Below are 20,027 nucleotides of genomic sequence, written 5' to 3' on the forward strand. Positions count from 1 at the left end.
CCCGCTTCACCCTTCGGCTTGCCGGTAAATGATGGTGGTGCTGCCCACGACGATCCGCGAACCGTCGCGGAGCGTAGCGCGGGTGGTGTGCTGCCCGTCCACCACGATGCCGTTGGTGGACCCGAGATCCTGGATCGTCGAGGGCGTTCCGGTCCGGATCTCACAGTGCCGGCGCGATACGCCGGGGTCGTCGATCCGCACGTCGGCTTCGGTGCTTCGGCCGAGTACGAGCGTAGGGCGTGAGATCTGGTGCCGGGTACCGTTGATCTCGATCCAGTGGCGCCGTACGGCGCCACCGGGAGAAGCGTGGGGTGCCGGTCCGCCGGGACCCGGCCGGCGTGCGCCGGGGCCGCCCGGGGGCGGTCCGGCGGGCATGGGCGGCGCGGAGGCCGGAGGGTATCCGTATCCGCCGGGCTGGGCCGGGGGAGCCTGGTGGCCCTGTCCCTGGCCCGGGCCTTGTCCCGGTCCCTGGCCCGGAGCCTGCTGGCCCGGGGACTGGGAGGTGCTGGAGGCGAGCGTGCGGCTGCGGACCCGGTAAAGACCCGTGTCCAAGTCGTCGGCCTTCTCCAGCTGTACCTTGATCGGACCCATGAAGCTGTAGCGCTGCTGCTTGGCGTAGTCGCGGACGAGGCCCGCGAGCTCGTCGCCGAGCTGGCCCGAGTAGGGGCTCAGGCGCTCGTAGTCGCCCGTGCTCAGCTCCACGATGAAGTCGTTGGGGACGACGGTCCGCTCGCGGTTCCAGATGGTGGCGTTGTTGTCGCACTCCCGCTGGAGGGCGCCGGCGATTTCCACCGGCTGGACCTCGGACTTGAACACCTTGGCGAAGGTGCCGTTCACCAGACCTTCGAGTCGCTGCTCGAACCGCTTCAGAACTCCCATGGGGCACCTCCTCCGTCGTTGTCGCCCTGTACTGCTTACTGATCGTATCCACGCGTGGCGGATTCGGGTGGTTCCCCAACCGTCACGTGCACAGGAGTGTTGGTCCTCACAAGTGATCGTAGGGGCGCCCCCAGGACAGTGTCCCGCACCCGGAGCCGAGTGCGGGAGGGGCCGTCGTCGGGCGGGGCCTGGGGAGCACGAAAAGCGATGTGAATCCACCCCGTCCGACGTGCTAATGTTCCGATGTCGCCAGGGGAACGGCCCGCAAGGGAAGAACCACTGGTAGCTACTCGGGCGAGTGGCGGAACGGCAGACGCGCTGGCTTCAGGTGCCAGTGTCCTTCGGGACGTGGGGGTTCAAATCCCCCCTCGCCCACTCGGAACGCCGGTGGTGTTCCCAGTAACGACGAAACGGTCGTCATCGTGATCACGATGGCGGCCGTTTTGCTTTGCCCGGAGCGAGAGCCCCGAGCCCCCGGAGCTGTGGGGCGCGGCGCGGGCTGTCAGTGCGCGGGGAGGTCCAGCCCGCAGGCCTCGCGGGCCGTCATGTTCACGTGTGCGGAGATCCTCCCGTTGATCCCGATCATGTCCGGCCCGTCGGGGGTCAGCTTCACCCCGGTGTGGGTGAACCAGTTCCGTGAGTCGCTCCAGGGCCGACCCGGCCTCCTGCTGCGAGGAGATCGCGTAGGTGTCCCGGCTGCTCCAGCCGGTGGCGGGCTTGACGATGGCGGGCAGACCCACCTGCGCCCAGGGCGGTCGGTAGCGCGTGGTCATGATCACATCGCCCTGTCGGCCGGGACGGCCACGGCTGCTGGACTGGTCGGATCGGATACCGGGGAGGTAGGCCCGCTCCACCTGCGATGGACGCCGACAGGGATTGGACCAGCGCCATCAGCGCGGTGCCGGGTCCGCGGTGGGCAGGGCGAGGGCCGCCGCGTAGCCGGGCGGGGCGGGGAGGTCGGTCAGGGTCCAGCCGGGCACGGTTGCCGGGGTCGGGCCGGAGCCGACGTAGGGGTCCGCCAGGCCGAGCGCCAGGCCCGTACCGGTGCCCTTGAGGTAGGCCTCCTTGCGGGACCACACCCGGCCCATCGCCACCCGCCGGTCCGCTTCGGGGAGCGCGGTCAGCTCCGCGGTCTCCGCCGGATGCAGGGCGCCCATGACGTCGGCCACCGCGGCGGCGCGGGGAACGGCCTCCACGTCGACCCCGACGGGCACCCGCGCGAAGGCGAGGTAGGCCACGTCGCCGCTGTGGGAGAGGGAGAAGTGCAGTGCTCCCCCGTCCACGGCGGGCCGGCCGTGCGGCCCGCCGCAGCACGGGCAGGTCTCGCGGACCAGCGTCACCTGCGCCGGGTCCAGCCCGAGGTACCCGCCGAGCAGCACCCGGAGCCCCACGTGCGAAGCCAGGTAGCGCTGCCGGTCCGCCGCCTGCAGCAACCGCCCGGCCCGGTCCCGCTCGTCGGCGTCCAGCATGGGCAGGGCAGAGGCGGTCGCATGCCCGCCGACCACCTCGGAGGTGGTGTCCAGAGCCCACACCGCCGCGCCCGCGCCCACCGGCAGGGCGCCGGTGCGTGGTGCGTCGCTGCCGAGGTGGTTCACGTGGCTGCTCATCCGATGAGAGTAGGCGGGCCTGCCGTCCCTCCGGCAAGGGGTGCTGCGCCGGGAGACTTTCGTTTCGCGGGACGCGACTAAAGAGGGCGGACCGGGGAGCGGTGCGGTGTCTAGGGTCGGGCGGGTGGATGTGACGGCGAAGGCGCGCGCGGGTCGGGACTGGCTGAAGGGGCCCGAGCCCTGGACCCGGCGGATGCTGGTGGGGGATCTGGCACTGGCCGTCGTGCTGGCGTTGCTCGGGCTGGGGATCGAGGAGCTCGACCACGGCTCGGCGGCGCGGATGCTGGCGAGTTCCGTGGCCGTGGTGGTACTGACGCTGCTGCGGCGCAGGCTGCCCGTCCTCACGCTGGTGCTGGGCTCGGCGGTGGGCGTGTACCTGCCGGGGGCCTTCTTCGTAGCGATTCCGCTCGGCTGGTCGGCGGGGCGGCGCATCATCGGAGTCGGGCGGGCGCTGGGCGCCTTCTCGGCGGCCTTCGTCGCCGCGCTGGTCCTCAGCGTGGTCAAGGAGTGGTCGCAGGGCCGCCCGGTGTTGATCGTCGTCTTCAGCACGCTGATGTTCCTGGTCACGGTGGTCATGCCCGGCCTGGCCAGCCGCTACTGGTCCCAGCGCAATACGCTGCTGCGCGCGCTCCAGGAGCGCAACGCCCAACTGCTGCGCGAGCGGGCGATGGTCGCGGGGCAGGCGCGGCTGCGCGAACGCCAGCGCATCGCCCAGGACATGCACGACAGCCTCGGCCACCAGCTCGCGCTGATCTCGGTGCACACCGGTGCGCTGGAGGTCGATCCGGTGCTGACCGACCGGCAGCGCGAGGCGGTGGGCGTACTGCGGCAGGCATCGGTCGCGGCCATGCACGAACTGCGCGAGGTGGTCGGCATCCTGCGGGACGGGGTGGAGGCGCCGCAGCCGGTGGAGGAGGCGCAGCCCGCCGCACGCGGGGTGGCGGGCATCACCGGGATCGTGGAGGCCGCGCGGAGTGCGGGGACCGAGGTCCGGCTCACGACGGCGGGGCGGCCCAGGGCGCTGGTCGCGGCCTGCGACCACGCGGCGTACCGGATCGCGCAGGAGGCGCTGACCAACGCCTACAAGCACGCTCCGGGTGCGCCGATCACGGTGGAGCTGCGGTACGAGGACGACTCGCTGGTGGTGGAGATCGCCAACGGCCCGGCGGCCGGACCGGGCGCAGGCGAGGTGGTGTCCGGCGGGCAGGGACTGACCGGGCTGCGCGAACGGGCCCGGCTGGTCGGCGGCATGGTCTACGCGGGGGCCACCGAGGGCGGCGGTTTCCGGGTGGCCGGGGTGCTCCCGTACGGGACCGAGCCGGCCGGCGTACAGCAGGCCTGGGCGGGTGAGCTCGGGGCGGGCGAATTGGTCGACGACTTCGGGCAGGGGTTGCAGCCCCGGATGCTCAGTGGCGGCCCGGTGCCGGTGGACTGGGCCGTGATCGACCGGAAACTGCTGAGCGGGAACACCCGGTCCGGGAGCGTGGTGCTGGGCTGCGGGATCGCGGTCGCGGCCGTGGTGGTGCTGCTGATCGTGCTCGGCACCGCGGTGGCGCTGCTCGTGGGCTCGGTGAGCGACGCGACGATCAGCAAGGACGACTACGACGCCATCCAGATCGGCGAACCGGAGGGCACGGTGCGTTCGCGGCTGCCCAGCGGGGACAGCATCCTGACCGAGGGGCTCGCCCGGAAGGGTCCGCCGCGGCCGCCGGGCGCGACGTGCCTGGCCCTGATGGCGGACGATGATGCCAACCTGGGCAGCAACGGCGCTTTCCGGTTCTGCTTCAAGGGCGGCAAGCTCATCGAGAAGCAGGCGTACCGGGCCGACTAATGGGAGCAGGGGTGACAGCCAAGGTGATCCGCGTCGTGATCGCTGACGACGAGCCGCTGATCCGGGCCGGGATCAGGATGATCCTGACCTCGGCGGCGGACATCGAGGTCGTCGCGGAGGCGGCGAACGGCCGGGAGGCGGTGGAGCTGGCCCGAGCACACGGGCCGGACGTGGTGCTGCTGGACCTCCAGATGCCGGTCATGGACGGGCTGACGGCTCTGGCCGAGCTCGGGCGGGCAGTGCCCGAGGTGCGGGTGCTGATCCTGACCACCTTCGGGGAGAGGGAGAACGTGCTGCGCGCGCTGAGCGGGGGCGGCGCGGGGTTCCTGCTGAAGGACTCGGCGCCCGGAGAACTGATCGGTGCGGTACGGGCGGCAGCGGCTGGGGACGCGTACCTCTCTCCCGCGGCGACCCGGCACGTGGTCGACCAGCTGGCGTCCGGGCGGCAGGCGGGCCGCGGCGAGGACGCCCGGCGCCGGGTGGCCGAGTTGAGCGAGCGCGAGCGCGGGGTGCTGGCACTGCTGGGGGAGGGGCTGTCGAACGCGGACGCGGGGCGGCGGCTGCACATGAGCGAGGCGACGGTGAAGACGTACGTGAGCCGGATCCTGGCGAAACTGGAGTGTGAGAACCGGGTGCAGGCAGCCCTGCTGGCCAGGGACGCCGGGCTCTAGATACGGTCGGGCCGAACCGATGGCGATCAGGGGGCGTGGCGCATGACGGCGGTACCGGAGCAGCACGTGGTGGAACCGGAGTCGAAGGAACGGATCCCGGCGGTCGGGGGGTTCGTGCAGCGGTTCTCCGCGGTCCCGGCGGCGCGGGCCACCGGCTCGCCCAAGGAGGCCGGCAAGGCGCTGCGGATCCGGGTGCCGCGCTCGGCGCACGCCTGCTTCGAGGCCCCGGCCGACCGTCCGGACGCGGTCCGGGCGGTGGAGGAGTCCAATATCGGACGGGTCGCCGAGCTGACGCCGATACGGGTCGGCCGGATGGCCGCCAATCCCTTCGCGTTCCTGCGCGGGGCGGCCGGGCTGATGGCGCACGACCTCTCCGGCGGCCCGGTGACCGGGATCGGCGCGCAGATCTGCGGGGACGCCCACGCGGCCAACTTCGGCCTGTACGGGGACGCGCGCGGGCGGCTCGTCATCGACCTCAACGACTTCGACGAGACCGTCTTCGGCCCGTGGGAGTGGGACCTCAAGCGGCTGACCACCTCGCTGGTGACGGCCGGCCGGGTGGCCGGCGCGGACGAGGACACCTGCCGGGCGGCCGCACTGGACGCGGCCGGTGCCTACCGCCGCACGATGCGGCTGTTGGCCAAGCTGCCCGCCCTGGACGCGTGGAACGCCATCGCGGATGAGGAACTGGTCTCGCACACCGACGCCCGCGACCTGCTGGGCACGCTGGAACGGGTCTCGGAGAAAGCCCGCAACAACACCTCCGCCCGGTTCGCCGCCAAGTCCACCGAGGTCACGCCCGATGGGGGCCGGGCCTTCGTGGACGCGCTGCCTGTGCTGCGCCGGGTTGGGGACGGGGAGGCGGCGGCCGTGGCGGCCGCGCTGGGCCCGTACCTGGAGACCCTGCAGGGCGACCGGCTGCCGCTGCTGGCCCGGTACGCGATCCACGACGTGGCCTTCCGGGTGGTGGGAACCGGCAGCGTCGGCACCCGCTCCTACGTGGTGCTGCTGCTGGACCACCGGGGCGAGGCGCTGGTGCTCCAGGTGAAGGAGGCCCGGCCCTCGGCGCTGCTGCCGCACCTGCCGGGGCTGGGCTTCGTCTCCCCGCCGGAGGAGCACGAGGGCCGCCGGGTGGTGGACGGGCAGAAGCGGATGCAGGTGGTCTCCGACATCCTGCTGGGCTGGACCACGGTGGAGGGGCGGCCCTTCCAGGTCCGCCAGTTCCGCAACCGCAAGGGCAGCGTGGACCCGGCGGCGCTCGCCGTCGACCAGATAGACGACTACGGGCGGATGACCGGAGCCCTGCTGGCGCGGGCGCACGCGCACAGCGCGGATCCGCGGCTGCTGGCCGCGTACTGCGGCAAGAACGAGGAGCTGGACGAGGCGATGGCCGGCTTCGCCGTGGCCTACGCCGACCGGAGCGAGGCCGACCACGCCGTCCTGGTGGCGGCCGTGCGGTCCGGGCGGATCGCGGCGGAGTCCGGGGTCTGACCCCGCCGGGGCGATGTTTCACGTGAAACGTGCCGGTCGGGAAACCGGCGGATGTTTCACGTGAAACACCCCGCCCGGCAGGGCCTTAGGCTGGCCGGGTGAGCGAGCAGACAGTTCCCGAAGCGTCCGAGCCCGGCCCCGCTGCCGACGAGCGGCCCGAGGCGCGCCTGGAGCGCGCCGTGCGGGCCGCCGAGCAGGCGCTGATCGAATTCGAGATCGCGGTGGAGACCTTCCGAGTGGAGGTGGAGAACTTCTCCCGCCTCCACCACCAGAAGCTCGGCCCGATGTATTCGCGGCTCGACGAGCTGGACGCCCTGATCGCAGAGGCGAAGGCGGCGAGCACCGGGGACGCGGAGGACCTGCGCCGTGCGCGCGAGGCCCGCGCGCTGGTGATGCCGATGCCCGGGGTGGACGAGCTGTTCCACGACTGGCTCGATGCGGACGGGATGTCCGACGACGCGTCCGCGATGCTCACCGACCGGGCGGTGCGGCCGCCGGAGCGGGTGCGCCCGACGGAGGAGGTACGCCGCCTCTACCGAGAGCTGGTGCGCCAGGCGCATCCGGACCTCGCCCAGGACGAGGCCGAGCGCGAGCGGCGCGACGCCTTCATCGTGCGGGTCAACGCGGCCTACGGGCGGGGCGAGGAGCAGCTGCTGCGCGAGCTGGCGCAGGAGTGGGCGGACGGTCCGGCGCCGGCCGCCGCGCGGCTGAGCGAGAGCGAGGAGCTGTACGAGCGGCTGGAATGGCTCTCGCGGCGCAAGGAACTGCTGTCGCTGGTGGCCAAGGAGCTGGAGGACAGCGCGATCGGTTCGATGCTGCGGATGGCCCCCGAGGACCCGGACCGGCTGCTGGAGGAGATCGCGGAGCAGCTGCTCGCCGATGTCGCGAAGCGTGAGGCGGAGCTGGCGGTACTGATCACTCCGTGAGCCGCCGCGGGCCGGTCGGATAGGTTGGCTCACCTATCCGTGACGAGAGAAGGCGACAGCTATGAACCCCGGACCGCTTCCCTCGGTGGCCGCCTCCGCCCTGCCCGCCGATGCCTTTGTCCTCGACGTTCGCGAGAACGACGAATGGGCGGCCGGCCATGCCAAGCACGCGCTGCACATCCCGATGAGCGAGTTCGTTGCGCGCATCGGTGAGCTGACCGAGAAGATCGAGGACGACCGCCCGGTCTACGTGATGTGCCGGGTCGGCGGCCGCTCCGCGCAGGTGGTGCAGTACCTGCGGGGGCAGGACATCGACGCCGTGAACGTGGACGGCGGCATGCAGGACTGGGAGGCCGCGGGCCGCCCGGTCGTCACCGACGCGGGCTCCCCGGGCTTCGTCGTCTGACGAGCGGCTCGGGCGAGCGGCTCGGGCGAGCGGCTCAGGCGAGGGGCTCAGGCGAGGGGGTGGGCGGCCAGCAGGTCGCCCAGCGCCTCCTCGTGCACGGCGGCCGGGCCGAGCTGGAGCTCCAGCTGCTTGGCCCAGGCGTGGTAGCGGTGCAGCGGGTAGTCGGTGTCGGCGCCGAAGCCGCCGTGCAGGTGCTGTGCGGTCTGCACGACGCGGCGTACGCCCTCGGAGGCCCAGATCTTGGCCACGGCCACGTCGCCGGCGCTCGGCAGCGGTCCGCCCGCCCCGCCCGTGGAGGCGTCGAGCCGCCAGGCGGCCTGCCAGAGGGTGACCTCCATGGCCCGCAGGTCGATGTAGCGGTCGGCGGCCTGGACGGCGACGGCCTGGAAGCTGGCCACGGGGAAGCCGAACTGCTCGCGCTTGCTGGTGTACTGGCTGGTCATGGTGAGCACGTTCTCGCCGAGGCCGAGCGCGAGCGCGCAGGTCCCGGTGGCGAGGAGCTGGCGCAAGTGGTCCCATGCGCCGGGTGCGTCGATCAGGTGCGCGGCCGGGACCCGTACGCCGTCGAGGGTGATCTCGGCGAGACGTTCCCCGCTGGTGGAGTACTGCTCGGCGAGGGTCAGGCCCTCGGTGAGGCGGGGGACGAGCGCGAGGACCGCCTCGCCCTCCCCGGTGTGGGCCGGGACGGCGATCCAGTCGGCGTTGTGGGCCCACGCGACGGCCGTCTGGAGGCCCTCCAGGGTCCACGTGGCGCCGTCCCGCCGTGCGAGGACGGCCAGTTCGGCCGGGTCGTGGCCGCTGCGGCCGTGCGCGGCGACGGTGAGGACGGTGGCGCCGCTCCCGGCGCCCGGCAGCAGCGCGGCCGTCAGCTCGGGACCGCCGTGGGCCTGGACGGCCATGGCGGTGGCGCAGTGCTCCAGCAGCGGTACCCGGGCCAGGACCTTCGCCGCCTCGCGCAGCACCAGGCACAGGGCGATGGCGTCGAGTCCGGCCCCGCCGTGCTCCTCGGCGAGGACCAGGCTCAGCAGGTCGGAGTCGGCGAGCTTGGCCCACAGCCCGCGGTCGAACTCCTCGGCCACGGCCCTCGGGGTGAGTGCGGGGCTGGGCACGCGATCGGGGGCCACGTCCGCGAAGACGGCCTTGGCCGCCTCGACGGCGGCCTGCTGCTCCTCGGTGAAGGTGAAGTCCACTGCCTGTCCTCCCGCGTGCCCGGAACGTGCTCTGCCTGACGGTGCGTCAAGATAGAACACGTTCCTGAAATTGGACAGGGGGGCGGCGCGGGCGGCCGCTCAGCGGTCGAAGTCGATCTCCACGTCCTCCGATACGGGATGGGACTGGCAGGCCAGCACGAACCCGGCCTCGGTCTCGCTCTCCTCCAGCGCGAAGTTGCGGTCCATCCGCACCTCGCCCGACACCACGAACGCCCGGCAGGTGCCGCACACCCCGCCCTTGCAGGCGTACGGGGCATCCGCGCGGGCCCGGAGCACCGCGTCGAGCAGGGATTCCCCCTCGCGCACCGGCCAGGTGCCCGAGCGGCCGTCGAGCCGTGCCGTGACCCGGCCGTGGGTGGCGGCGGCCGAACCCGCCGGGGCCGGGGCCGTGGTGTCCGCGACGTGGAAGATCTCCTCGTGGACCCGGGTCCTCGGGACACCGAGCGCGCCCAGTGCCCGCTCCGCGCCCGCCACCAGCCCGTACGGCCCGCACAGGAACCAGCCCGTCACCTCCGTGACCGGCAGCAGCGCGGGCAGCAGCTCCGTCAGCCGCTCCTCGCCGAGCCGGCCCGAGGGCAGACCTGCCTCCTGTTCCTCCCGGGACAGGACGGTGACCAGCTGGAACCGGTCGGGATGGCGGTCCTTGAGGTCGGCGACCTCCTCCAGGAACATCGTCGAGGCCGCGCTGCGGTCGCTGCGCACCAGGCAGAACCGGGCATCGGGGCGGTCCGCCAGCAGGGTGGCGGCGATCGACAGGACCGGGGTGATGCCGCTGCCGCCGACGATCGCGGCGTAGTGCGCGGCGGGCGGGGCCGCCGCAGGGTCCAGGACGAACCGGCCGGCCGGGACCATCACGTCCAGGAGGTCCCCGGCGGCGATCTCCTTGTGGGCGAAGGAGGAGAACTCCCCGCCCTCCACCAGCCGCACCCCGACCCGCAGCGCGGAAGGGCCCGGCCCGTCGGCGGCCGGGGCGGGGGAGCAGATCGAGTACGTGCGCCGGACCTCCGTCCTGCCGGAGCCGTCCGGGGCGCCGCGGCGCAGGGTGAGGTGCTGGCCGGGGGCGTGCCGGTACTCGGCGCGCAGCTCCGGCGGGACGGCCAGGGTCAGGGCCACGGAGTCCTCGGTGAGCCGGTCGACCGCCGCCACCGTCAAGGTGTGGAACGCGCCGTGGCGCGCTGGCCGCGCCGGGCTCGCGGACCCCGGTGTGGGCGACGGCGGTGACACGGCCATCTACAGCTCCTTGAAGTGGTCGAACGGTTCGCGGCAGTCGGTGCAGCGGCGCAGCGCCTTGCACGCGGTGGAGGAGAACCGGCTGAGCAGCTCGGTTTCGGTCGATCCGCAGTGGGGGCAGCGGACCGACAGGGTGAGGGGGACCGGTCCGCCGGCGGCGTGCGGCCGGGGCGGGGCGATGCCGAACTCGGCCAGCTTGCGGCGGCCTTCGGCACTGATGTCGTCGGTGGACCAGGCGGGGGCCAGTACGGTCCGCACCCTGACGTCGGCCATGCCGTGGTCGCTCAGGACCCGCTCGATGTCGGCGGACATGGCCTCGATGGCCGGGCAGCCGGTGTAGGTGGGGGTCAGGGTGACCTCCACGTGGCCGTCCTCGTGCACCCGCACCCCGCGCATCACGCCCAGCTCGGCGAGGGTGAGCACGGGCAATTCGGGGTCGGGGACGGAGCCGGCCAGCGCGGCCAGTTCCACCTCGAGCCGGGTCTCGCCCGCGGTCACCACGATGCCCCCGGGTGGCTGCGGTGCAGGTGCTGCATCTCCGCCAGCAGGCGGCCGAAGGATTCGGTGTGCAGTCCCTGCCGGCCGGCTCCCGCGGCCCAGGCGCCGGTACGCGGCCCCTGGGGCAGCTCCAGCCCGGCCCGCTCCAGTACGCCGCCCAGCGCGGCCAGCCAGCGGTCCTCCAGGGCGGCCCAGTCGACGCCGTCGGCTCCGTCGGCCCCGTCGAGTCCGGTCACCGGCTGGAACATCTCCCCGGTGTACTTCCACAGCCCGCCGAGCGCGGTCCGCATCCGGTTCCGGCTCTCCTCGGTGCCGTCGCCCAGCCGCAGGGTCCACTGCTCGGCGTGGTCGCGGTGGTAGGCCGTCTCCTTGACCGCCTTGGCGGCGAGCGGCCCGAACGGGCCGTCCCCGCGCGCGAGCTCGCCGTAGAGCTCGTGCTGGTAGAGCGAGAAGTAGAGCTGGCGGGCGATGGTGTGGGCGAAGTCGCCGTTGGGCTGTTCGACCAGCTGGAGGTTGCGGAAGGACCGCTCCTCGCGGAGGTAGGCCAGCTCGTCCTCGTCGCCGGCCATCGACAGCAGGATGCGGGCCTGGCCGAGCAGGTCGAGGGCGATGTTGGCGAGGGCGACCTCCTCCTCCAGGACGGGTGCGTGGCCCGCCCACTCGCCGAGGCGGTGCGAAAGGATCAGGGCGTCGTCGCCGAGGGCCAGCGCCGCCGCGACGGCCGGACCTGCTTCGGTGCTGGTCACAGGTGGTGCACCCCCTCGGGGATCTCGTAGAAGGTGGGGTGCCGGTACGGCTTGTCGGCGGACGGGGCGAAGAAGGGGTCCCGCTCGTCCGGGGAGGAAGCGGTGATCTCCGTGGAGGGCACCACCCAGATCGAGATGCCCTCGCCGCGCCGGGTGTAGAGATCGCGGGCGTTGCGCAGGGCCATCTCCGCGTCGGGGGCGTGCAGGCTGCCCGCGTGCGTGTGCGAGAGGCCGCGCCGCGAGCGGACGAACACCTCCCACAGGGGCCAGTTCTGCGTCATACCCACGCCTCGCTTCCTGCTGTCGCTGCTGTTGCTGCTGCCGCCGTGGCGGCCGCCGATGTGCCTGCCGCCTGCTTCCGCGCGTATGCCGCGGCCGCGTCCCGCACCCAGGCGCCTTCCTCGTGCGCCGCGCGGCGCTGCCCGATCCGCTCCTCGTTGCAAGGGCCGTTGCCCTTCAGCACCTCCCAGAACTCCGTCCAGTCGATGGCGCCGAAGTCGTGGTGCCCGCGCTCCTCGTTCCACTTCAGGTCGGGGTCGGGCAGGGTCAGCCCCAGTGACTCGGCCTGCGGGACGGCGATGTCCACGAAGCGCTGGCGCAGCTCGTCGTTGGAGTGGCGCTTGATCCGCCAGGCCATCGACTGCGCCGAGTGCGCGGACTCCCCGTCCGGCGGGCCGAACATCATGAGCGAGGGCCACCACCAGCGGTCCACGGCGTCCTGCGCCATCGCGTGCTGGGCCTCGGTGCCCTGCGAGAGGGCGAGGAGCAGCTCGTACCCCTGGCGCTGGTGGAAGGACTCCTCCTTGCAGATCCGGACCATGGCCCGCGCGTACGGCCCGTAGGAGCAGCGGCAGATCGGGACCTGGTTGGTGATCGCCGCGCCGTCCACGAGCCAGCCGATCGCGCCGACGTCGGCCCAGGTCAGCGTGGGGTAGTTGAAGATCGAGGAGTACTTCTGCTTCCCGGCGTGGAGCTTGTCGAGGAGCTCGTCGCGGCTGATGCCGAGGGTCTCGGCGGCGCTGTACAGGTACAGGCCGTGGCCTGCCTCGTCCTGGACCTTGGCCATCAGGATCGCCTTGCGGCGCAGTGAGGGCGCGCGGGTGATCCAGTTCGCCTCGGGCTGCATGCCGATGATCTCGGAGTGGGCGTGCTGGGCCATCTGGCGGACCAGGGAGGCGCGGTACTCGTCGGGCATCCAGTCGCGCGGCTCCACCCGCTCGTCGGCGGCCACGGCCGCGTCGAACGCGGCCGCGAGCTGCGCGCCGAGGTCGGCGGTCACGCCGATCCCGGCTTCCCGCCCGGCTTCCTGCCCCGCCCCCGAGGTCACTGCCGGGGTCACTGCCACCATCACGGCCCCCTGTCAGAGGTCTTTTCCCGCCTCGTCCCGCCCGACCGACCGATCGTTCGGTTCACACTCTTCAATGGTGGGACGACGGCCCGTAGGGTGTCAACCTCTGTGGTCAACCCTGTGGACACCGGATGATCGGGGCGGGATGGATTCGAACGAGCGGGAGCCCCTCGAAGGAGCGCTTCCACCCCCGCCGAGGGCGCCCGGAATCGCCGGTCTCTCCACCCCGTACCGCGTCGTCACGGCCCTCGCCCTGGGGGCCGTGGCGGTGGCCGCCTGCTGGCACCTGGCCCTGGTGTTCCTGCACGTGGCCCCGTCCAACACGGTGAGCAAACGGAACGCGCGGATGATCGACGGCTGGATCTACCCCGAGTTCGAACAGAACTGGAAGCTGTTCGCACCCAATCCGCTCCAGCAGAACATCGCCGTGGAAGTGCGCGCGGAGGTGCGCACGGACGACGGCCGGCTGGTGACGAGCGGTTGGCGCGGGCTCTCCGCCGAGGACGGCGGGGCCATCCGCCACAGCCTGCTGCCGAGCCACACCGAGCAGAATGAGCTCCGCCGGGCCTGGGACTTCTTCACCGGCTCCCACGACGAGGACAACAAGTCGACGGGCGAGCGCGGCGCACTCGCGGAGGAGTACCTGCGCCGCATCGCGATGGACCGGCTGGGCCCGCGGACGGACGCCGACGCGGACGTGGGCAAGGCCGCGCTCCTCTCCGAGGGCCGGATCGTACGGATCCAGCTGCGCGCGGGGACGACGGAGGTCCCCGCGCCCGCGTGGTCCGACGAGAAGGCCGACACCCAGACGTACTACCGGGAGCTGCCGTGGTGGACGGTGTGAGGCGGGGGCGCCGGTTCCCGGCGGCCCGGGCTTCCGCGGCCCGGGCTTCCGCGGCCTGGGCTTCCGCGGCCCGGGCTTCCGCCGGCCGCGCCCTGGCCAAGGTCAGCGGGCAGGCGCTGGGCCCCTACCAGAGCGCCGTGGTCCGCATCGGCTTCGCCGGCACCTGGCTGTTCTTCCTGCTGCGGGAGTTCCCGCACCGCCACGAGCTGTACGGGCCGGACGGGCCGTGGAGCTGGGAGCTGGCGCGGCGGCTGATCGACTCGAACCACGCCTTCACGGTGCTGATGTGGTCGGACTCGGCGCTCTGGTTCGAGACCGTCTACGCCGTTGCCGTGCTGTCGGCCGCCCTGATGATGCTGGGCTGGCGCACCCGGGCCACCTCCGTGGTGTTCATGGTCGGCGTGCTCTCGCTGCAGAACCGCAGCGTCTTCATGGGCGACGGCGGGGACAACGTCATCCACCTGATGGCGATCTACCTCGTGCTGACCCGGTGCGCACGGGTGTGGTCGCTGGACGCCCGCCGCACCCGCCGCCTCGGCGCGGCCTCGGCCGGACGGGCGGGCCCGGCGCTGTGGGGCGTGCTCGGCGCGGCGCTCGCGTACGGGGCCGTGACCGGGCGGTTCAGCACCGGCTGGCTGATGGTCTTCGCGGCGCTGTGGGTGGTCGCCGGGCTGTGGTGGACGGTCGACCGGTACGAGCCCGAGGGGGAGGGGCGGGCGGTCCTCGACGTCCTGGCCAACCTGCTGCACAACGCCGGGATGCTGGTGATCATGGCGGAGGTGTGCCTGATCTACGCGACGGCCGGGTGGTACAAGATCCAGGGCTCGCGGTGGCAGGACGGCACGGCGCTGTACTACCCGCTGGGCCTGGACTACTTCAGTCCGTGGCCGGGGCTGTCGGCGTTGCTCGCGAGCAGTGGGACGCTGGTCATGCTGCTGTCGTACGGGACGGTCGCGGTCCAGGTGGCGTTCCCGTTCACGCTGTTCAACCGGCGGATCAAGAACGTGCTGCTGGCGCTGATGATGCTGGAGCATGCGGGGATCGCGGTGCTGCTGGGGCTGCCGTTCTTCTCGATGGCGATGATCGCGGCTGATTCGGTGTTCCTGCCGAGTGCATTTCTGGTGTGGGGCGGGGCGCGGGTCGCTGCGCTGCGGGTCGGTGGGCGGGGGGCTGCCCCGGATCCCGATCCGGACCCGGACCCCGATCCGGACCCGGACCCTGACCCGGAGCCCTATGCGGATCCGGAGCCCGCGCTCCCCGGTCCGGCCCCGCGCTGAGAGCCGGCCCTGCGGGGCTTGTCCCCTACCCGCCCTTCCACCGTTCCCTGGGGCTCCGCCCCAGACCCCGCTCCTCAAACGCCGGAGGGGCTGGATTGCCGAACGCCGGAGGGGCTGGGTTGGCGAAGGCTGGCGGGGCTGGATTGCCGAACGCCGGAGGGGCTGGGTTGCGAAGGCTGGCGGGGTTGGGTTGGCGAAGGCCGGTGGGGCTGGATGGGGCGGGGATCGGGGGGTGCGGGGTCGTAGGCTCGGCGGTATGAGTGAGCGGTTTGGGGACAGTGGGGACGTCGAACGGCAGTGGCGGGAGGCCGCCGTGCGGGAGGAGCTCGTGCTCCTCGACGGGTTCCACGCGCTGAAGCACGCCCTGCGCTTCGGAGCGCGGGTGTGCATCGCCGTCGCCGACGAGCCGGAGGCGGTACGGGGCCTCGCGCGCGAGCTGGCTCCGGACGTCGAGGCGGAGGTGGCGCGGCTGGTGCGGCGCGCTCCGCTCAAGGGGCTGCTGGCCCGGGTGCACCCCACCGGGGTGGCGGCCCTCGCGGTCCGGCCCGACCGGGCCGAGGGGCGGGCCCGGCTCGACGCACGGCCCAGGACGGCCCCGATCGTCGTCCTCGACAACCCCCGCAACCTCGGCAACGTCGGCGCCGTCGTCCGGCTCGCCGCCGGCTTCGGAGCCACCGGTGTCGTCACCCGCGGCGACCTCGACCCCTGGCACCCCAACGTGGTCCGCGCCGGAGCGGGTCTGCACTACGCCACCACCGTGGACCAGGTGGAGATCGCCACCCTGCCGCCCGGTCCGCTGTACGCGCTCGACCCGGAGGGCGAGGACATCCGTGCCCTCACCCTCCCGGACGACGCCCTGCTCGCCTTCGGCTCCGAACGCCACGGCATCTCACCCGAGCTGCGCGCCCGCGCCGATCACCTGGTGTCCCTGCCGATGCGCCCGCAGGTCTCCAGCTACAACCTGGCCACCAGCGTGGCCATGGCCGTCTTCCACTGGGGCGGGCCGAAGGCTTAGGCCACGGCCTAGCCCTGGCGGCGGACCTCCACCACGCGGAAGCGGTTGGACACGAACGCCCCGTCGCACAGCGCGGCGTTCGCCGCCGGGTTGCCGCCGGAGCCGTGGAAGTCGGAGAAGGCCGCGGTCTGGTTCACATAGACCCCGCCCGTCAGGTTCAGCGAGAGCTGCGCCGACTCCTCCAGGCAGACCTCCTCGATGGCCCGCTCGGTGTCCGCGGACGTGGTGTACGCCCCGACCGTCATCGCGCCCTTCTCACGGACGGTGCGCCGCAGCAGGTCGAGGGCGCTCGCCGTGGAGTCGACCGCCACCGCGAAGGAGACCGGGCCGAACTGCTCCGAGAGGTACGGGGCGGAGTCGTCCGGCTTGGCGGAGTCCAGCTTCACCATGACCGGCGTGCGCACCACCGCGCCCGGGAACTCCGGGTGCGCGACCTCGCGGGAGGCCAGCGCGACCTCGCCGAGCCCGGCCGCGGCCTCCAGACGGGCCTTGACGTCCGGGTTGACCAGCGCGCCGAGCAGGGCGTTGGCCCGGGCGTCGTCGCCGAGCAGGCCGCCGACCGAGCCCGCGAGGTCCGAGACGACCTCGTCGTACGTCTTGTGCCCGGCGTCCGTCTCGATGCCGTCGCGCGGGATGAGCAGGTTCTGCGGGGTGGTGCACATCTGGCCGCTGTACAGGGACAGCGAGAAGGCCAGGTTGGACAGCATCCCCTTGTAATTGTCGGTGGAGTCCAGGACGACGGTGTTGACGCCGGCCTTCTCCGTGTAGACCTGCGCCTGGCGGGCGTTGGTCTCCAGCCACTCGCCGAACTCGGTGGACCCGGTGTAGTCGATGACCTTGATCTCGGGGCGGACGGCGAGCTCCTTGGCGATGCCCTCGCCCGGCCGCTCCACGGCCAGCGCCACCAGGTTCGGGTCGAAGCCGGCGTCCGCCAGCACCTCGCGGGCCACCTGGACGGTCAGCGCCAGCGGGAGCACGGCGCGCGGGTGCGGCTTGACCAGCACCGGGTTGCCCGTGGCGAGCGAGGCGAAGATCCCCGGGTAGCCGTTCCAGGTGGGGAAGGTGTTGCAGCCGATCATCAGGGAGATCCCGCGCGGCACGGCGGTGAAGGTCTTGCCCAGCTCCAGCGGGTCCTTCTTGCCCTGCGGCTTCGACCAGTCGGCCTGCCCGGGGACGCGGGTCTGCTCCTCGTACGCATAGGCCACGGCCTCCAGGCCGCGGTCCTGCGCGTGCGGGCCGCCGGCCTGGAACGCCATCATGAAGGCCTGGCCGCTGGTGTGCATGACCGCGTGCGCGAACTCGTGCGTCCGCGCCGAGATCCGCGCCAGGATCTCGATGCAGACCAGGGCGCGCGTCTCGGGCCCGGCGTCCCGCCAGGCGGCCATGCCGGCCCGCATCGCGGGCAGCAGCACGTCCGGGTCCACGTGCGGGTACTCGACGCCGAGCTCGACGCCGTACGGGGAGGTCTCGGCGCCCGTCCAGTCGTCGGTGCCGGGCTGCCCGAGGTCGAGCCGGGTGCCGCGCAGCGCCTCGAAGGCGGCGAGGCCGTCGGCCCCGGCGGTCTCCCCGTAGGCCTTGGGGTGCTCGGGATGCGGGGACCAGTAGGCGCGGCTGCGGATCGTGGCCAGTGCCTGGTCCAGGGTGGGCCGGTGCTTGGCGGACAGCTGGGGGACGGTGAGCTCGGCGGCCATCAGGGACCAACTCCTCGTTGAGCCGGGCGGGATCAGGCGATCGGGTCGGGCGTGAAGGGATGAAGAAGAGCAGACTGGAGTTAGAGTAACCGAACGATCGGTCGGGACAAGAGGGCCCGGCAGACCTGTGGACAAGTCGGTGCGGGAGGATCTGGGCATGACAGCAATCAAGCGGTCCCGCACAGTGGCGGTCGTCGGCGCCGGCACCATGGGGCAGGGCATCGCCCAGGTCGCCCTTCTCGCAGGTCACCGTGTGCTGATCTATGACATCAACGCCGTCCTCGCCGCCGACGCGGTCGGGTTCGTGCAGGACCGCGTCGAGCGGATGGCCGCGAAGGGCCGGCTGGATCGCGCCGAGGCCGAGGACGCGATCGCCCGGATCGCCTCGGCGGCCGAGCTGTCCGGGCTGGCCGACGCCGCTCTCGTCGTGGAGGCGGTCGTCGAGGACGTCGCCGTCAAGCGCGCACTGTTCGCGGCACTCGAAGAAGTGGTTTCGCCGGACGCGCTGCTGGCAACCAACACCTCATCGCTCTCCGTCACCGAGCTCGCCGCCGGGCTCGCGCACCCGGGCCGCTTCCTGGGCCTGCACTTCTTCAACCCGGCCCCGCTGCTCCCGCTGGTCGAGGTGGTCTCCGGATTCGCGACCGACCCGGATGCCGCCGGCCGCGCGTACGCCACCGTCCTCGGCTGGGGGAAGACGCCGGTGCGCTGCGCCGACACCCCGGGTTTCATCGTCAACCGGATCGCCCGGCCCTTCTACGCCGAGGCCTTCGCGGTGTACGAGGAGCAGGGCGCCGACCCGGCCACCATCGACGCCGTGCTCCGCGAGAGCGGCGGCTTCAAGATGGGCCCCTTCGCGCTGACCGACCTGATCGGCCAGGACGTCAACGAGGCCGTCACCCGCTCCGTGTGGGAGTCCTTCTTCCGCAGCCCCAAGTTCACCCCGTCCCTCGCCCAGCGGCGGCTGGTCCAGTCCGGCCGCCTCGGCCGCAAGTCGGGGCACGGCTGGTACCCGTACGGCCCGGACGCGAAGGCCCCGGCCCCGCACACCGCCGGACCCGAGGACGCGCCCGCGAAGGTGACCGTCGTCGGCGACCTCGGGCCCGCCGCGGTCCTCGTCGACCTCCTGGAGGAGGCCGGGACCGAGGTCACCACCACCGCGCACGGGGGCCCGTACATCCAGCTCCCGGGCGAGGGGCAGCTCGTGCTCGCGGACGGCAAGACCGCGATCGAGTTCGCCGACGTCGTCTACTTCGACCTCGCCCTCGACTACCGGGACGCCACCCGGATCGCGCTCTCCGTCAGCGAGGACACCAGCGAGCGGACGCTCGCCGAGGCCGTCGGCCTGTTCCAGAAGCTGGGCAAGAAGGTCTCCGTCATCGGCGACGTCCCGGGCATGATCGTCGCCCGGACGGTGGCGATGCTGATCGACCTGACCGCCGACGCCGTCGCGCGCGGGGTGGCGGGCGCCGAGGACATCGACACGGCGATGCGGCTCGGGGTCAACTATCCGATGGGCCCCGCCGAATGGCACGACCGGCTCGGCCGCGACTGGGCGTACGACCTGCTGCACCACCTCGACGAGCGCTGTCCGGGCGGCCGGTACGCGCCCTCGCTGGCGCTGTACAAGCTGGGGTACGCGGCGGGCGACGACGAGGGCGCCGACGAGGCCGCCGATGCGGCGGACGAGGACGACGAGGCGGGGGAGACGGAATGACGACGGCCAAGCGGGACACGTACACGCCCGAGACGCTGCTGTCCGTCGCCGTCCAGGTCTTCAACGAGCGCGGTTACGACGGCACCTCGATGGAGCACCTCTCCAAGGCCGCGGGCATCTCGAAGTCCTCGATCTACCACCACGTCGCGGGCAAGGAGGAGCTGCTCCACCGTGCCGTCAGCCGGGCACTGGACGAGCTCTTCGCCGTCCTCGGGGAATCGGGGGCGATACGGGGGCGCGCGGTCGGGCGCGTCGAGTACGTCACCCGCCGCACGGTCGAGGTCCTCGTCGCGGAGCTCCCCTACGTGACGCTGCTGCTGCGCGTGCGGGGCAACACCCGCACCGAGCGCTGGGCACTGGAGCGCCGCCGCGAGTTCGACCAGCAGGTCGCGGAGCTGCTCAAGGCCGCCGCCGCCGAGGGGGACCTGCGGGCGGACGTGGACATCCGCCTCGCTACCCGCCTCCTCTTCGGCATGGTCAACTCCCTGGTCGAGTGGTACCGCCCCCACCCGGGCACCACCCCCGACCAGCTGGCGGACGCGGTGGTCAGCATGGCCCTGGACGGGCTGCGCACGCAGCGCTGACCGGGCCGGGCCCCGCCGGGGCCGTCCAGGCCGTCTCTTTCGGATCTTGCCGGGC

At 72.7% G+C, this 20,027-nt stretch carries 19 protein-coding genes and 1 tRNA gene; 11 read left to right on the plus strand and 9 right to left on the minus strand.

Annotated elements, in window-relative coordinates; genetic code table 11:
* Positions 1–6: 6 nt before the first annotated feature.
* Complete coding sequence (locus tag OG904_RS14660; protein WP_405490997.1) at positions 7–879, minus strand: FhaA domain-containing protein; 873 nt, start codon at positions 877–879, stop codon at positions 7–9.
* A 292-nt stretch (positions 880–1,171) separates the two neighbouring features.
* Here OG904_RS14660 and OG904_RS14665 point away from each other — a divergent pair.
* Positions 1,172–1,254 (plus strand) — tRNA-Leu (locus tag OG904_RS14665).
* A gap of 515 nt (positions 1,255–1,769) precedes the next feature.
* Here the strand turns inward: OG904_RS14665 and OG904_RS14670 are convergent.
* A complete protein-coding gene (locus OG904_RS14670; RefSeq protein ID WP_405490999.1) occupies positions 1,770–2,486 on the minus strand; it encodes a 4'-phosphopantetheinyl transferase family protein in 717 nt (238 codons plus the stop codon).
* Positions 2,487–2,610: 124 nt separating this feature from the next.
* Between OG904_RS14670 and OG904_RS14675 the strand changes: the two genes are divergently transcribed.
* The 5 genes from OG904_RS14675 to OG904_RS14695 all read left to right on the plus strand — a co-directional run bounded on the left by OG904_RS14675 (position 2,611) and on the right by OG904_RS14695 (position 7,811).
* Complete coding sequence (locus tag OG904_RS14675) at positions 2,611–4,317, plus strand: sensor histidine kinase (RefSeq protein ID WP_405491001.1); 1,707 nt, start codon at positions 2,611–2,613, stop codon at positions 4,315–4,317.
* Positions 4,317–4,988 (plus strand): response regulator, encoded by a 672-nt coding sequence (locus OG904_RS14680; protein WP_405491003.1) that lies wholly within the window; start codon positions 4,317–4,319, stop codon positions 4,986–4,988. The genes OG904_RS14675 and OG904_RS14680 overlap by 1 nt, the downstream gene beginning before the upstream one ends.
* A 42-nt stretch (positions 4,989–5,030) precedes the next feature.
* On the plus strand, positions 5,031–6,479 hold the full coding sequence (locus OG904_RS14685) for a DUF2252 domain-containing protein (protein WP_405491005.1): 1,449 nt from the start codon (positions 5,031–5,033) through the stop codon (positions 6,477–6,479).
* Between the two features lie 98 nt (positions 6,480–6,577).
* A complete protein-coding gene (locus OG904_RS14690) occupies positions 6,578–7,405 on the plus strand; it encodes a hypothetical protein (protein WP_405491007.1) in 828 nt (275 codons plus the stop codon).
* 61 nt (positions 7,406–7,466) lie between these two features.
* Complete coding sequence (locus OG904_RS14695; protein ID WP_405491009.1) at positions 7,467–7,811, plus strand: rhodanese-like domain-containing protein; 345 nt, start codon at positions 7,467–7,469, stop codon at positions 7,809–7,811.
* A 47-nt stretch (positions 7,812–7,858) separates the two neighbouring features.
* Here OG904_RS14695 and OG904_RS14700 read toward each other — a convergent pair whose 3' ends face one another.
* From OG904_RS14700 to paaA, 6 genes are all read right to left on the minus strand, one after another.
* The gene (locus OG904_RS14700) at positions 7,859–9,001 is read right to left on the minus strand and encodes an acyl-CoA dehydrogenase family protein (protein ID WP_405491011.1); all 1,143 of its coding nucleotides are present in this window, start codon (positions 8,999–9,001) and stop codon (positions 7,859–7,861) included.
* A gap of 99 nt (positions 9,002–9,100) precedes the next feature.
* Entirely contained in the window at positions 9,101–10,252 is a 1,152-nt protein-coding gene (locus tag OG904_RS14705) for a 2Fe-2S iron-sulfur cluster-binding protein (RefSeq protein ID WP_405491015.1), read from the minus strand.
* Positions 10,253–10,753 carry a 1,2-phenylacetyl-CoA epoxidase subunit PaaD gene (gene paaD / locus OG904_RS14710; protein ID WP_405491017.1) on the minus strand — a complete coding sequence of 167 codons (501 nt, stop codon included), beginning with the start codon at positions 10,751–10,753 and terminating at the stop codon, positions 10,253–10,255. It lies immediately after the preceding gene.
* On the minus strand, positions 10,747–11,496 hold the full coding sequence (gene paaC / locus OG904_RS14715; protein WP_405491019.1) for a 1,2-phenylacetyl-CoA epoxidase subunit PaaC: 750 nt from the start codon (positions 11,494–11,496) through the stop codon (positions 10,747–10,749). Before paaC ends, paaD begins: the two co-directional genes overlap by 7 nt.
* Positions 11,493–11,777 (minus strand): 1,2-phenylacetyl-CoA epoxidase subunit PaaB, encoded by a 285-nt coding sequence (gene paaB, locus OG904_RS14720; protein WP_030292728.1) that lies wholly within the window; start codon positions 11,775–11,777, stop codon positions 11,493–11,495. The genes paaC and paaB overlap by 4 nt, the downstream gene beginning before the upstream one ends.
* Positions 11,774–12,844 (minus strand): 1,2-phenylacetyl-CoA epoxidase subunit PaaA, encoded by a 1,071-nt coding sequence (gene paaA, locus OG904_RS14725; RefSeq protein ID WP_405491022.1) that lies wholly within the window; start codon positions 12,842–12,844, stop codon positions 11,774–11,776. Before paaA ends, paaB begins: the two co-directional genes overlap by 4 nt.
* Before the next feature lie 145 nt (positions 12,845–12,989).
* On the opposite strand from paaA, the gene OG904_RS14730 reads away from it, so the two are divergent.
* From OG904_RS14730 to OG904_RS14740, 3 genes are all read left to right on the plus strand, one after another.
* Entirely contained in the window at positions 12,990–13,688 is a 699-nt protein-coding gene (locus tag OG904_RS14730; protein WP_405491024.1) for a DUF5819 family protein, read from the plus strand.
* Positions 13,689–13,780: 92 nt separating this feature from the next.
* Positions 13,781–14,965, plus strand: coding sequence for an HTTM domain-containing protein (locus OG904_RS14735; RefSeq protein WP_405498015.1), 1,185 nt, complete (start codon positions 13,781–13,783; stop codon positions 14,963–14,965).
* 256 nt (positions 14,966–15,221) lie between these two features.
* Entirely contained in the window at positions 15,222–15,980 is a 759-nt protein-coding gene (locus OG904_RS14740) for a TrmH family RNA methyltransferase (protein ID WP_405491026.1), read from the plus strand.
* 8 nt (positions 15,981–15,988) lie between these two features.
* Here OG904_RS14740 and paaN read toward each other — a convergent pair whose 3' ends face one another.
* Complete coding sequence (gene paaN, locus OG904_RS14745) at positions 15,989–17,671, minus strand: phenylacetic acid degradation protein PaaN (protein WP_405491028.1); 1,683 nt, start codon at positions 17,669–17,671, stop codon at positions 15,989–15,991.
* 157 nt (positions 17,672–17,828) lie between these two features.
* Between paaN and OG904_RS14750 the strand changes: the two genes are divergently transcribed.
* Positions 17,829–19,388 carry a 3-hydroxyacyl-CoA dehydrogenase gene (locus tag OG904_RS14750; RefSeq protein WP_405491030.1) on the plus strand — a complete coding sequence of 520 codons (1,560 nt, stop codon included), beginning with the start codon at positions 17,829–17,831 and terminating at the stop codon, positions 19,386–19,388.
* Positions 19,385–19,972: a TetR/AcrR family transcriptional regulator gene (locus OG904_RS14755; protein ID WP_405491032.1), complete on the plus strand. Its 588-nt coding sequence runs from the start codon at positions 19,385–19,387 to the stop codon at positions 19,970–19,972. The genes OG904_RS14750 and OG904_RS14755 overlap by 4 nt, the downstream gene beginning before the upstream one ends.
* Positions 19,973–20,027 lie beyond the last annotated feature (55 nt).

Origin of the sequence: Streptomyces sp. NBC_00096 (genome assembly GCF_045041305.1) — a bacterium.
GTDB lineage: Bacteria > Actinomycetota > Actinomycetes > Streptomycetales > Streptomycetaceae > Streptomyces.

Excerpts from the sequence above, each read along its gene's own strand:
- OG904_RS14660 (WP_405490997.1), bottom strand. The coding sequence starts at position 879 with ATGGGAGTTCTGAAGCGGTTCGAGCAGCGACTCGAAGGTCTGGTGAAC.
- OG904_RS14670 (WP_405490999.1), bottom strand. The coding sequence starts at position 2,486 with ATGAGCAGCCACGTGAACCACCTCGGCAGCGACGCACCACGCACCGGC.
- OG904_RS14680 (WP_405491003.1), top strand. The coding sequence starts at position 4,317 with ATGGGAGCAGGGGTGACAGCCAAGGTGATCCGCGTCGTGATCGCTGAC.
- OG904_RS14685 (WP_405491005.1), top strand. The coding sequence starts at position 5,031 with ATGACGGCGGTACCGGAGCAGCACGTGGTGGAACCGGAGTCGAAGGAA.
- OG904_RS14695 (WP_405491009.1), top strand. The coding sequence starts at position 7,467 with ATGAACCCCGGACCGCTTCCCTCGGTGGCCGCCTCCGCCCTGCCCGCC.
- OG904_RS14705 (WP_405491015.1), bottom strand. The coding sequence starts at position 10,252 with ATGGCCGTGTCACCGCCGTCGCCCACACCGGGGTCCGCGAGCCCGGCG.
- paaB (WP_030292728.1), bottom strand. The coding sequence starts at position 11,777 with ATGACGCAGAACTGGCCCCTGTGGGAGGTGTTCGTCCGCTCGCGGCGC.
- paaA (WP_405491022.1), bottom strand. The coding sequence starts at position 12,844 with ATGGTGGCAGTGACCCCGGCAGTGACCTCGGGGGCGGGGCAGGAAGCC.
- OG904_RS14730 (WP_405491024.1), top strand. The coding sequence starts at position 12,990 with ATGGATTCGAACGAGCGGGAGCCCCTCGAAGGAGCGCTTCCACCCCCG.
- OG904_RS14740 (WP_405491026.1), top strand. The coding sequence starts at position 15,222 with ATGAGTGAGCGGTTTGGGGACAGTGGGGACGTCGAACGGCAGTGGCGG.
- paaN (WP_405491028.1), bottom strand. The coding sequence starts at position 17,671 with ATGGCCGCCGAGCTCACCGTCCCCCAGCTGTCCGCCAAGCACCGGCCC.
- OG904_RS14750 (WP_405491030.1), top strand. The coding sequence starts at position 17,829 with ATGACAGCAATCAAGCGGTCCCGCACAGTGGCGGTCGTCGGCGCCGGC.
- OG904_RS14755 (WP_405491032.1), top strand. The coding sequence starts at position 19,385 with ATGACGACGGCCAAGCGGGACACGTACACGCCCGAGACGCTGCTGTCC.